Source organism: Comamonas testosteroni TK102 (assembly GCF_000739375.1).
Taxonomy (GTDB): domain Bacteria; phylum Pseudomonadota; class Gammaproteobacteria; order Burkholderiales; family Burkholderiaceae_C; genus Comamonas; species Comamonas brasiliensis.
In genome coordinates, this window is record NZ_CP006704.1 from 5,412,939 (window position 1) to 5,425,728 (window position 12,790).

The 12,790-nt window shown below is 65.2% G+C and carries 9 protein-coding genes; 6 read left to right on the top strand and 3 right to left on the bottom strand.

All coding sequences use genetic code 11. From position 1 onward, the window contains the following. Window position 1: 1 nt before the first annotated feature. Both O987_RS24535 and O987_RS24540 read right to left on the bottom strand, forming a co-directional pair. Window positions 2-1,231: a M20 aminoacylase family protein gene (locus O987_RS24535; protein WP_003050890.1), complete on the bottom strand. Its 1,230-nt coding sequence runs from the start codon at window positions 1,229-1,231 to the stop codon at window positions 2-4. 3 nt (window positions 1,232-1,234) lie between these two features. Continuing rightward, window positions 1,235-2,227 carry a Bug family tripartite tricarboxylate transporter substrate binding protein gene (locus tag O987_RS24540; protein ID WP_029158362.1) on the bottom strand — a complete coding sequence of 331 codons (993 nt, stop codon included), beginning with the start codon at window positions 2,225-2,227 and terminating at the stop codon, window positions 1,235-1,237. 262 nt (window positions 2,228-2,489) lie between these two features. Here O987_RS24540 and O987_RS24545 point away from each other — a divergent pair, with 262 nt between their 5' ends. The 5 genes from O987_RS24545 (at window position 2,490) to O987_RS24565 (ending at window position 9,024) form a co-directional block, all read left to right on the top strand. Then, complete coding sequence (locus O987_RS24545) at window positions 2,490-4,292, top strand: lysoplasmalogenase family protein (RefSeq protein ID WP_043375348.1); 1,803 nt, start codon at window positions 2,490-2,492, stop codon at window positions 4,290-4,292. A gap of 390 nt (window positions 4,293-4,682) precedes the next feature. Then, window positions 4,683-4,880, top strand: a complete 198-nt coding sequence (locus O987_RS24550; RefSeq protein WP_003050880.1) for a hypothetical protein — start codon at window positions 4,683-4,685, stop codon at window positions 4,878-4,880. A 235-nt stretch (window positions 4,881-5,115) separates the two neighbouring features. Beyond that, a complete protein-coding gene (locus tag O987_RS24555; protein WP_003050877.1) occupies window positions 5,116-5,439 on the top strand; it encodes a hypothetical protein in 324 nt (107 codons plus the stop codon). Window positions 5,440-5,451: 12 nt separating this feature from the next. After that, window positions 5,452-8,199 carry a magnesium-translocating P-type ATPase gene (mgtA, locus tag O987_RS24560; protein ID WP_043375350.1) on the top strand — a complete coding sequence of 916 codons (2,748 nt, stop codon included), beginning with the start codon at window positions 5,452-5,454 and terminating at the stop codon, window positions 8,197-8,199. Window positions 8,200-8,304: 105 nt separating this feature from the next. Then, on the top strand, window positions 8,305-9,024 hold the full coding sequence (locus tag O987_RS24565; RefSeq protein WP_003050868.1) for an MgtC/SapB family protein: 720 nt from the start codon (window positions 8,305-8,307) through the stop codon (window positions 9,022-9,024). 249 nt (window positions 9,025-9,273) lie between these two features. On the opposite strand, the gene ruvB is transcribed toward O987_RS24565, so the two are convergent. Then, window positions 9,274-10,371 (bottom strand): Holliday junction branch migration DNA helicase RuvB, encoded by a 1,098-nt coding sequence (ruvB, locus tag O987_RS24570; protein WP_003050864.1) that lies wholly within the window; start codon window positions 10,369-10,371, stop codon window positions 9,274-9,276. Between the two features lie 191 nt (window positions 10,372-10,562). Between ruvB and O987_RS29720 the strand changes: the two genes are divergently transcribed. Continuing rightward, window positions 10,563-12,788: a ParB/Srx family N-terminal domain-containing protein gene (locus tag O987_RS29720; protein ID WP_144244973.1), complete on the top strand. Its 2,226-nt coding sequence runs from the start codon at window positions 10,563-10,565 to the stop codon at window positions 12,786-12,788. The last annotated feature ends 2 nt before the right edge of the window (window positions 12,789-12,790 follow it).

Here is a 12,790-nt window from a genome sequence, read left to right on the forward strand (position 1 = left end):
CTCAGTCGCGGCGCAGATAGCTCTCGGCCAGCTTCACCCAATACGAGGCAGTCACGGGCAGCAGGTTGTCGTTGAAGTCATAGGCCGCGTTGTGCACCATGCAGCCGCCTTCGCCCATGCCGTTGCCGACGATGAAATAGTTGCCGGGGACCTGGTTGAGCATGATGGCGAAGTCGTCGCTGGCCTGCAGCGGCTGCAGATCGGGAATCAGCCATTCCTCGCCCAGGAACTCGCGCGCCACCGCGACGGCAAACTCCGTCGCTGCCTTGTCGTTCATGACGGGCGGATAGCGCCATTTGTAGTCCACCTCGGCCGTGGCGCGGTGCACGGCGGCCTGGGCATGGGCCATGGCCGTGATGCGCTCGCGCAGCTGCTGGCGCACCTCGGGGCAGCGCGCGCGGATGGTCACGCGCAGCTCGCAGGTTTCCGGAATCACATTGGGCGCATCGCCCGCATGGATGGCACCGATGGTGACCACGGCCATGTCGTTGGGGTCGATCTCGCGCGAGCGTATGGTCTGCAAAGCCAGCACCAGATGCGAAGCCACGACGATGGGGTCCACGGCCACATGGGGCATGGCACCATGGCCACCCTTGCCGCGAATGGTGATGATGGCCGTGTCCGAGCTGGAATACATCACGCCCGGGCGAAAGCCGAACTGCCCGGCCGGGTAGCCGGGTTCGTTGTGAAAGGCGTAGAGCGCATCGCAGGGAAACAGCTCGAACAGGCCCTGCTCCACCATCTTCTGCGCGCCGCCATGGCCTTCCTCGGCAGGCTGAAAGATCAGATTGAGCGTGCCCTGGAGCTGGTTCTTGCGTCCGGCCAGCACCCTGGCTGCGGCCAGCAGCGTGGCCGTGTGCCCGTCGTGGCCGCAGGCATGCATCTTGCCGTCGTGACGACTGGCATAGGACAGGCCCGTGGTTTCACGGATCGGCAGCGCATCCATATCGGCGCGCAGGCCAAGACGTTTGCCGATGTGCTTGCCGTTGGCATGCTCGCCACAGCGCAGCGTCCCCACCACGCCGGTGTCGCCCAGGCCGCGATGGACCTCGTAGCCCCATTCGGCCAGCCTGGCGGCCACGATATCACCGGTGCGATGCTCTTCGTAGGCCAGCTCGGGATGGGCATGCAGATCATGGCGCAGGGCCAGCATCTCGTCCGCGACGGCAGCCACTTCGGGCAGCACGGGCGGATGGATCTCGGCATGCACCGGGTTCAGAGGCGCGGCCATGGCTTACTCCGCCTGAATGTTCGCCGACTTCACGATCTGGGCATAGCCGGCTTTTTCCTTCTTCAGGAACTGGACAAAGCTGGCCTGGGTGCCGGAGCCGGGCGTGGCGCCGCCATCTTCCAGGCGCTTGCGCACATCGGGCATCTTGAGGACGGCATCGAGCTCGGTAGCCAGGCGCGTGACCACGGCCTGAGGCGTCTTGGCGGGCACGAACAGCCCCGTCCAGGTGTTGAGGTCAAAGCCCTTGAGTTCGGCCGTCTCGCCAAAGGTGGGCACGGCGTGGATGGCATCGATGCGCTTGGCCGATGTCACGCCCAGACCTTCGAGCTTTTTCTGCTGGATCATGGGCACGGCGCTCACGGTGGTGAGCATGCCCACATCGACCTGACCGCCCATCACGTCGCTGGTGATCTGGGCACCGCCGCGGTAGGGCACATGCACCAGCTTGATCTTGGCGCGTTCCTGCAGCATTTCCATGGCCAGATGCAGCATGGTGCCCACGCCCGAAGTGGCGTAGGTCAGCGAGCCGGGCTTGGAACGCGCCAGTGCAATCAGCTCGTTCAGATTGTGCGCCGGCAGGCCGGGACGGGCCACGGCGACCACGGGTGCGATGGTGGTCAGCCCCACAGGGGTCAGATCCTTTTCGGCGTCGTACTTGACGGCGGAATTCACCAGCTGGGCAATGCTGATGGGGCCGTCAAAGCCCATGAGCAAGGTGTAGCCGTCGGCCGGGGCCTTGACGGCCTTGCTCACCCCGAGCACACCGCCCGCGCCGGGCACGTTGTCCACCACGATGGACTGGTGCAGGCGCTCGCCCAGCTTCTGGCCGATCAGGCGCGCCGTGGTGTCCACATTGCCACCGGCACTGAACGGCACGATCAGCGTGATGGGCTTGGTGGCGGGCCAGGCATCGGCGGCGGCGAAAACGGCGGGCGCGGTAAGGCCTGAGGCCAGCAAGGCGGCGGCGGCAACAAAGGAGCGGCGGGATGTGGACATGGGCATGCAGCAAGAAAGCAGACAGGCTGACGGCTCCAGGCCCATCCCGGCGTCGCAGCGTCGCTGTACTGGCCGGTAAATTTGAGTGCGCCCTCCGGCGGACGGGCAAGCCGCCGATTATCCCAGAGCACCTTGTTGTCTGCCATAACTGGAAATACTTAGCAATCCTGATTCACCCTTGAAACCTGGTGAAGCCTGCAGCGCCGGGCGCTAGGGTTCATGCCAAGCCGCCGGACACCGGGTCGCTCCAGAATCGGAACCCATGCTCTCACCCAGCCAAGTCATCGTTCTGGCAACGCCGGTCTTTTTCGCACTGATTGCCGTGGAATGGATCATCAGCCTCAGACGCGGGCGCAATGCCTATGCGCTGGCCGATGCCGTCAGCTCGCTGAACCTGGGCATCCTGAGCCAGACCAGCGCCGTCTTCACCAAGCTGCTGACGCTGGGCATCTACACCGTCGTGGCCAGCCATGTGGCGCTGATCGAGGCCGATGCCTTCTGGCTCAGCCTGCCAGGCTGGTTGCTGGCCCTGCTGTTCTACGATCTCTGCTACTACTGGCTGCACCGCATGGGCCACGAAGTGGGCGTGCTCTGGGCCGCCCATGCCGTGCACCACCAAAGCCAGGCCTACAACCTCTCCACCGCGCTGCGCCAGACCAGCTCCGGCGCACTGCTGGGCTGGATCTTCTATCTGCCCATGGCCCTGGCCGGCGTGCCGCCGCTGGTATTTGCCGTGGTAGGGCTGATCGATCTGCTCTACCAGTTCTGGGTACATACCGAGCAGGTCAAGAAACTGGGCTGGTTCGACCGCTGGTTCTGCGCGCCCAGCAATCACCGCGTGCACCATGCCGTCAACGATCGCTATCTGGACCGCAACTACGGCGGCATTCTCATCGTCTGGGACCGGCTCTTCGGCACCTACAAAACCGAGGACGACGAGGAGCCCTGCGTCTACGGCACGCGCGGCCTGCTCAAGAGCTGGGACCCGCTCTGGGCCAACTTCAGCGTCTACCGCCAACTGGCCCATGACAGCTGGCATGCACGCAGCTGGCTGGACAAGGCCCGCGTCTGGTTCAAGCCACCGGGCTGGCGGCCGGCCGATGTGGCGCAGCACTTTCCCAGGCCCGCCTTCGATCTGGACGAGCACCGCATCATCTATGCCCCGCCCATGGGCCGGGCGCTGCGCTGGTTTGCCGGCCTGCAGTTCGCGGCGCTGATTGCGGGCACCTCGGTCTTTCTCTGGCATGCCGACCAGTCGCCGCTGGCCACCAACCTGATCTGGTTCGGCGTGCTGCTCACCGGGCAATGGGCCTTGGGCGCTGCCATGCAGGGCCGCATCAGCCTGTGGCTGGCACTGATGCTGCAAAGCGGCGCACTGGCCACGGCCACGGCGGCGCTGGGACTGCAGGCATGGCATTGGCTGTTCAAGCCTGCCACCATGTTTTTTGCTCTCATATGCATAGCTTCTTGCGCAATGCAGGCATCGAAAACGATGCAAAACATATCCAAGAAGCATGTCCATCTGCTGATGGCAGCTATTGTTTTTTCCATGTCAGGCGATGTCTTCCTGATGCTGGACGGACAACTGCCAACCAGTCTGTTCATTCCCGGCCTGGTCAGCTTCTTGCTGGCCCATGTCTGCTATGTTGCGCTGTTCAAGCTTGATGTGGCCTGGTTTGCCGATCGCAGCGCACTGCTGCTGGTGGCTGCGATCGGCGCCGCCATGTATGTCTTTCTCTGGACCCATGGCCTGCCTGCCGCCCTGCGCCTGCCCGTGGCCGCCTATGTCGGCGTGATCGCCCTGATGGCGGCCCAGGCCTGGGGACGCTATCGTCAACTGCACAGCCGCGCCGCACTGCTGAGCGCCCTGGGCGCCAGCTTTTTCATGCTCAGCGACTCCATCCTCGCCACCAACCGTTTTGTGCAGCCGCTGCCCTGGTCCGCAGTGAGCGTGCTCGGCAGCTATTACGCAGCGCAGGCCCTCATCATCTGGGGTTGCGTGCGGCAATGGGCCGAGCCCGCAATCCGCCAGGCCCCGGCGCAATTGCAACTGAAAGCCACCTAGGGTTGACCCTTGCACCGGTCTCGGCCGATAATCGGCAGATCGCAATTTCAGGAGTCCCCACGTGGACAGTGCCAGTTCAACCAGTGATTTATCGCACGCCGCAATGGCTGCGAAGCTGGCCGACTGACAGACTCCCCCGGATCGGGAGTCGTCATCGACCGCCCCGCATCCCTTGCCCCGCGCCCCTCGCAACTTGCTGTTTGGCTTCCCGACGTTCGGGGCGGCCTGCCGTGCGCAGCACGGATAGTGGCCTCAAGCTCGCAAGCTCTGCCCATCACTGAGTTCTCGCGTCGCCATCCCGCTCCGGCTGCCCGCCGGTTCGTGGCCGCGCCAGAACGCTTGTGCCGCACTGCCGCCTGGCCCGCTCCCTCAACCGATGAGGAGACCGCCATGAGCATTCGCCTGACCCGCACTCTGCACCAGCTGCGCCCTCTGCTGCTGCGCGCCCGCGCCACGCCTTCCCAGGCAGCGCCCGCCGCACCGGCAGCCTTGCCGCAAGCGCTGGAACGGACGCTGGAGCTCGATGCCCTGACAAGCTGGCCCACGCACCGCATCCGCAGCTATCTGAGCAGCCGCAGCGTGCGCTGAGCAACCCGGTCGCGGACCGGCTCCGGACCGCTTTCACTCACTCTCAACCAAGGAACACGTATGGATCCCGACCCTAGTCGATCTTGCAGCGCGCCCCGTGCGGCGCGCTGTCAAGCCATTGGCCTGCGTGTGACCTTGAGGGCTGCACGCAGGAACCGGAACCCCGACCCGGGGCTGGACGCCTGATGCAGTAGCCGCGGCGGGCAGCTCCCGGGTCACCCCAAGGAGTATGCCCATGCAACGCCTCGCCTGGCTGCGCGTGCTGCAACGCAGCCGCCCCACCCCCCGCCTCGATGACACCACCCGCCACCATGGCCTGACCCATGCCGTGATCTCGGCACTGAGCGAGCGCCGCACCGATGTGCTGCGCCACCTGGTCGACCGCCATGGCGCGCCCCTCATGGCCAGTGCCATGGCCAATCTGAGCATCCGCCAGCGCGCCGATGCGCTGTCGCTGCTGACCAGCGAGCAGCGCAGCCGCCTCGACGAGCAGCTGCGCTCGAGCCAGGCGCAGTTGCCATGGACGCAGCTCGCCAGCTCCGGCAAGACGCTGCACTGACGGGAGGCCGTGATGCAAATCCTCAAAAACCTGTTCCGGGCCTTTTTGCGCAGCCACCGCCTGGCCGGCCTCTTCGGCCGGCAGCCGATGCCCGCTGGCGGCCCCTCCACCGCCGTCACCGTGCCACCGGCACAGGTACAGGCCCTGCAATCCGCCGCCTGCAGCCCCGTGGCCGCCCTGCTGCAGCAGCTGGACACATCGAGCCGGGGCCTGAGCCCCGGGCAGGCCCAGCAGCGCCAGCTCCGCCATGGGCCCAACGAGGTCGCGCATGAAAAGCCGCTGCCCGCATGGCAGCACCTGTGGCATTGCTACCGCAACCCCTTCAATCTGCTGCTGACGCTGCTGGCCGTGGTCTCCTACCTCACCGAGGACGAGAAAGCCACCATCGTCATCGCCAGCATGGTGCTGCTGTCCACGCTGCTGCGCTTTGTCCAGGAAGGGCGCTCGCGGCGCGCCGCCGCGCGCCTGCAGGCCCTGGTCAGCAACCGCGTCACCGTGCGCCGCAGCAGCGATGCACCGGCCGCAGACTTTCGCGACAGCGGCGGCGGCCATGACGCCTCGCTGTCCGAGCTGCCCATGCGCGAGCTGGTGCCCGGGGACATCGTGGCCCTGTCGGCCGGTGACATGATCCCGGCCGACTGCCGCCTGCTGTCCGCCAAGGACCTGTTTGTGAGCCAGGCGGCCATGACGGGCGAATCGCTGCCCGTGGAAAAGGATGCACGCACCCTGGCTGCCCTGCAGGCGGGCCAGTTGCTGGAAGCCGGCAACCTGCTCTTCATGGGCACCAATGTGGTCTCGGGCACGGCCATGGCCGTGGTCGTCGCCACCGGCAGCCAGACCTATTTCGGCACGCTGGCAGCGCGCATCACCCACCAGGACCGCACGGCCACGGCCTTCGAGCAGGGCGTGAACAGCGTCAGCTGGCTGCTGATCCGCTTCGCGGCCGTGATGGTGCCCGTGGTGCTGTTCATCAACGGCTACACCAAGGGCGACTGGGGCGAGGCCTTTTTGTTCGCGCTGTCGGTGGCCGTTGGCCTGACGCCCGAGATGCTGCCCATGATCGTCACCTCCACGCTGGCCAAGGGTGCCGTGGTGCTGTCGCGCCAGAAGGTGATGGTCAAGCGCCTGGACGCGATTCAGAACTTCGGCGCCATGGATGTGCTGTGCACCGACAAGACCGGCACGCTGACGCAGGACCGCATCGCGCTGGAGCGCCATACCGATGTACAGGGCCGTCCCAGCGACGAGGTGCTGCAGTTCGCCTACCTCAACAGCTACTACCAGACCGGGCTCAAGAATCTGCTGGACCGTGCCGTGCTCGAGCATGTGGAGCTGCACACGCGGCTGCATGTCAACGAGGACTATCGCAAGGTCGACGAAATTCCGTTCGACTTCCAGCGCCGGCGCATGTCCGTGGTGGTGGCCGAGCGCAACCATCACCACGAGCTGATCTGCAAGGGCGCGGTCGAGGAAATCCTGCAGGTCTGCACGCATATCCGGGACAGCGGGCCAGACGGCGAGACCGTGCAGGCCCTGACGCCGCAACGCCGCGAACAGGTGCGCGCCGTCACCGAAGGTCTGAACCGCGAGGGCCTGCGCGTGGTGGCCGTGGCCATGAAGGAAGTGCCGCCCGACAAGAGCACCTACGGCATCGCCGACGAGTCCGAACTGACCCTGATCGGCTATGTGGCTTTTCTCGATCCACCCAAGGAATCCACCCAGGCCGCCATTGCTGCGCTGCTGCAGCACGGTGTGACGGTCAAGGTGCTCACGGGCGACAACGAGCTGGTGGCACGCAAGGTCTGCCGCGACGTGGGCCTGCAGGTGGACGAGGCGATTGTCGGCAACGACATCGAAGCCATGGACGAGGAGCAGCTGCGCCGCTGCGTGGAGTCGCACCTGCTGTTCGCCCGCCTGACGCCGCTGCACAAGGAGCGCATCGTGCATGCGCTGCGCGCCAACGGCCATGTCACGGGCTTCATGGGCGACGGCATCAACGACGCGCCCGCGCTGCGCGCTGCCGATATCGGCATCAGCGTCGACAGCGGCGTGGACATCGCCCGCGAGGCGGCCGACATCATCCTGCTGGAGAAAAGCCTGATGGTGCTGGAGCAGGGCGTGCTCGAAGGACGTCGCACCTTCAGCAATATGCTCAAGTACATCCGCATGACGGCCAGCTCCAATTTCGGCAACGTGTTCTCGGTGCTGATCGCCTCGGCCTTCATCCCGTTCCTGCCCATGCTGCCCATGCAGCTGCTGATGCAGAACCTGCTCTACGACCTGTCGCAGATCGCCATTCCCTTCGACAACGTGGACGAGGAAATGGTCGCGCGGCCGCTGCGCTGGAACCCTCAGGACCTGGGTCGCTTCATGCTCTTCTTCGGCCCCATCAGCTCGCTGTTCGACGTGCTCACCTTCGCGCTGATGTGGTTCGTCTTCCATGCCAGCACGGCTGCAGACCAAAGCCTGTTCCAGTCGGGCTGGTTCGTGGTGGGACTGCTGACGCAGACGCTGATCGTGCACATGATCCGTACGCCGAAGATCCCGTTTGTGCAAAGCCGTGCCTCCTGGCCCCTGCTGGCGGCCACGGCAGCCATCATGGCCATAGGCATCTTCCTGCCCATGGGACCGCTGGCCGAGCATTTCAAGCTCCAGGCCCTGCCGCTCGGCTATTTCCCCTGGCTCATCGTCATATTGCTGGCCTATGCTGTGCTGACGACGCTGCTCAAGCGCGTCTATATCCGCAAGTACGGCTGGTGAGCACCGGGCCGCTTCGCATCTGCCCTGCGGGGCAGACGCGCCAGTCCGGGCCGCATGTTTCATGAACCCAGATACCTATCCATAAGCAATAACAATCGGAACTTCATGCAATCCCTACAGAACTTCAATCTGCTCGCCACGCTGAACACAGTGCTGTGCCTTGTCGTGGCCTTTGTCTGCGGCAGCATCATCGGCCTTGAGCGCCAGATACGCCAGCGCACAGCAGGCCTGCGCACCAATACCCTGGTCGCCGTGGGCGCGGCCGTGTTCGTCGACCTGGCCATGCGCGTCTCGGGAGCTGACGGCGCCACGCGCGTCATCTCCTATGTGGTCTCGGGCGTGGGCTTTCTGGGCGCCGGCGCCATCATGAAGGAAGGCGCCAACATCACGGGACTGAACACCGCCGCCACGCTGTGGGGTTCGGCCGCCGTGGGCGCCTGCGCGGGCGCGGGTCTGCTGCCGGAGGCCGGCATTGCCACCCTGTTCGTGCTGGCCAGCAACACCTTGCTGCGCCCTGTAGTCAACTACATCAACCGCCACCCTGTGGCCGAGCATGCCAGCGAGGCCACCTACTATGTCTACGTGATCTGCGGCCAGCAAGCCCAGGCCGATGTACGCGAGGGCATGCAGGAGCTGCTGGAGGCGGCCAACTACCCGGTGCGCGCAGTGGAAAAGCACGAAATCCCGCCGCACAACACCGAAATCGAGGCCGAGCTGTTCGCCACGGCCGTGCATGCCGAAGAGCTGGACCAGGTGGTCACGCAGATCGAAGCCTTGCCCGGCGTGCTGCAGGCCTTCTGGAACGCCGGACCGCAGAATAATTGACCCCCTGGGCCGCTTTGCGGCTTCCCGTTGCACGTCGCCCCCGCTGCGAGGTGGCTCTTGCTCGGCGTCTCTGGCCTTGACCGTGCTTTGACGACTCAGTGCTGCCTGGACCTCCGAATCGTCGCCGGGAACCAGGCCCTGAGCTGCCATGCAGCTGCCTTCACTCCCTCGCCTGGGCAGCCCCGCTGCGAGGCGGGCCTTGCCGGCTGCCTCACTTGAGGCGTGCCGATGTTTGCGTCGTTGCCTTGCTTATGCAGCCGTATCGTCTGCGGGGGCCTGCAGGCCCAGATGGCGGTAGGCGGCCTGCGTGGCCATGCGTCCGCGCGGCGTACGCTGCAAAAAGCCCTGCTGGATCAGATAGGGCTCGATCACATCCTCGATGGTGCCCGACTCCTCGCCGATACTCGCCGCGATGTTGTCGAGGCCGACCGGGCCGCCATCGAAACGATGCACCACGGCCTCGAGCAGCTTGCGGTCCATGATGTCAAAACCCTGGGGGTCCACATCAAGCATGGCCAGCGCCTTGTCGGCAATCTCGCGCGTGATGCGGCCGTCGCCCTTGACATCGGCATAGTCGCGCACGCGGCGCAGCAGGCGGTTGGCGATACGCGGCGTGCCGCGCGAACGGCGTGCAATCTCGAAGCAGCCTTCCTCGTCAATCGGCGCATTGAGCAAGCCCGCGCTGCGCTTGACGATGCGCGAGAGTTCCTCGGAACTGTAGAACTCCAGCCGCGCCACGATGCCGAAGCGATCGCGCAGCGGATTGGTGAGCATGCCGGCACGCGTGGTCGCCCCCACCAGCGTGAAGGGCTGGAGATCGAGCTTGATGGAGCGTGCGGCCGGGCCTTCGCCGATCATGATGTCGATCTGATAGTCCTCCAGCGCCGGATAGAGGATTTCCTCGACCACCGGGCTCAGGCGGTGAATCTCGTCGATGAACAGCACATCGTTGGGTTCGAGATTGGTGAGCAGCGCCGCCAGGTCCTTGGGCTTTTCCAGCACCGGGCCGCTGGTCTGGCGCAGGTTCACGCCCAGCTCGGCCGCAATGATGTGGGACAACGTGGTCTTGCCCAGGCCCGGGGGGCCGAATAGCAGCACATGATCGAGCGCCTCGCTGCGCTTCTTGGCAGCGCTGATAAAGATCTCGAGCTGCTCGCGCGCTTTGGCCTGGCCCACATATTCATCGAGCTGCTTGGGGCGCAGAGCCCTCTCCAGCGCTTCCTCTCCCATGAAGGCGCTGCCTGCCGACACCACGCGCGGTGCCGGCTCGCGCACTGCTTCACGCGATGAATCACGCACTGGCTTGGGGGATGGCGTTGCCGCAAATTCGTCCACATGAATCGTCATAGACCTCAATTGTGCCGTGCATCGGCACCGCACTGTTGCGCACAGGCTGTTGGCGCCGCCTTCATGTCACAGCTTCGTCACAGATGTTTCACAGAATGCAGCGCAAACGCCCCGCGCAGCGCAGTTCTGCACCGCAGATACATCGATGCGCTTGCACCAATATCCCCACCACCTCTTGCAGAAGCCCCTCCATGCGCCTCAACCCTCCCACGCCAGCTGGCGCTGCCTTTCGCAGTCTCGCCCAAGTCTCCGTTCTTGCTGCGGCCTCGGCAGCCCTCGCGGCCTGCGGTGGTGGCGATGGATCTCCAGCCCCGGCCCCCGTGCCTGCGCCCGCACCCGCTCCAGCACTGGCTCCCCTTGCAGGCGGCAGCAGCTACCTGGGCACGCTGAGTTTTGGCGATACCGTGGCATTGAGCCTGGACAGCACCACCAAGCAGATCACACTGCGCTTTGTGGATTCGCGCTTTGGTCTGGCCGGAGCCATCACCAGCGTCTACAGCGTGGATGCCAACGGCCAGTTCATGGCCCAGACATTCCAGGCGGTGGCAGGCAGCAATCTCCCTGGCGCTCTGGTGAGTCGTCTGAGCGACGTCACACTGCGCTTTTCAGCGGAAACCGGACTGGTCACCGGCAACGTTGACGGGTTGCCCAATTTGCTGGATACCTCGGCCACATCGACGGCATCGCTGCAGGGCGTTCTCACCGCCTCCAACCAGGGGGCGGCACAGATCAGTGCACTGGCCGGCACCTACAACTATCTGCGCAATGAGGCTGTGTATTCCGCCTCTGGCAAGCCCGGCGCACCCAGCGCCAGCGCGGGCCAGTTGCGCATTGCCAATGACGGCGTTGTGCGCGTCTGCCCCGGCCAGGGCGCAAGCGACACCTGCACCAACGGCATCACCGGTCGAGTGACGGTAGATCCCGACCAGAGCACCTATCCCGGCGCCCTGGTGCTGGAGCTGGGCGGCCAGCGCATCGGCCGCGCCGTGGTGGGCAAGCGCAGCGACGGCGCGGCCATATCCGTCGATGTCTACAGCGCCGCTGCGGGTGGCAGCTTCACCTCGGGCAACTGGACCTTGCAGTCTGCCGCCATGGCCCCCGTGGCCGCCACGGCGCTGGATGGCGAATGGCTGTGCACCCATCCCGAGCAGGCAAGCACAGGCCGCAGCATGCGCCACTATGTCTCCATCGGCAACGGCCTGCTGCAGACCGACACCATCGACATCGATCTGAAGCTCCGCGCCAATGCCGCGTCCGGCACAGGCGTCGCGGCCCATGGCCTGTTCGGCGGCCAATGGGCCGGCGGCAAGGGTGCGGCGCGCACGCTGCTGCCGGTCTCGGCCAACAGCTTCTACTACGCAGGCAGCAGCGGCCCTGCAGATACCGACACCAGTGCACTGGGCGCGTGCCAGCGGCTGCCCGAGCAGGCAGAGCTGCCCAAGTACCTGGACAAGAGCGCCGCCAGCACCGACCCGGTCATGATCACGCTGGCAGATGCACTGCCCACGCAACCCGCCATCGGCTACGACCAGATCTACTACAAGCAGGGTCGCTATACCCACACGGCGACCGGCAACGTGGCCTCCTCGCAATGGCAAAAAGCCTTTGATGACTTGTGCGAAGACAGCGGCCAGGACTCCACGGCCAAGAATGGCATCACGGCCAGCTCCAAGCTCAACGACCGCAGCAGCTTCACCTGCAAGGCCCAGGTCGCCAACTACCAGAGCCTGCTCAAGACAGCCGTGGTCGGACCCAAAGGCCAGCTCTTCCTGACCGACGGACATCACAGCTTCACCAGCCTTTGGGAAGCCCCCAACAGCAACGGCAATGTGGCCACTGGCCTGGCCGGTGGTCAGGTGCAGATGCCGGTGATGATCAAGGGCAATTACAAGGACGCCAACAACGCCAGCTTCTGGCGCACCATGCGTGCCAACAAGTTCGTCTGGCTCAAGCTGCCTGACGGCTCGTCCATCACCCCCGCCGATCTGCCACGCCAGCTGGGCCTGTCCAATGGTCTCAAGGACGACCCCTTCCGCTCGCTGGTCTACTTCACCCGCGAAGTGGGCTACAACAAGCCGGTCAACCCTTCCGAGTTTCTGGAGTTCTACTGGAGCGAATGGCTGCAGGCCTCGCCGCGTAGCTTCAAACTCAGCCAGTACAAGCTGAGCCAGGCGGGCAACGGCTCCGACGGCGGCTATATGCAGGCCATCAAGGATGCGTCCAACCTGATGCTGGCAGCCAATCCCTCGGAGATGATCGGAGCTTCGGGCTACAACGCAGTGCAGATGGGACAGATGACGGCCTTTGGCACGGCAACCTATGCCGACCTGTCCACGCCCAAGCCCGCGGATGGCAAAAAGGCCGGCAAGCTGGCCTATGCGCTGGAATACCGCGCATCGCTGGGCAGCGCAAAGTAGGC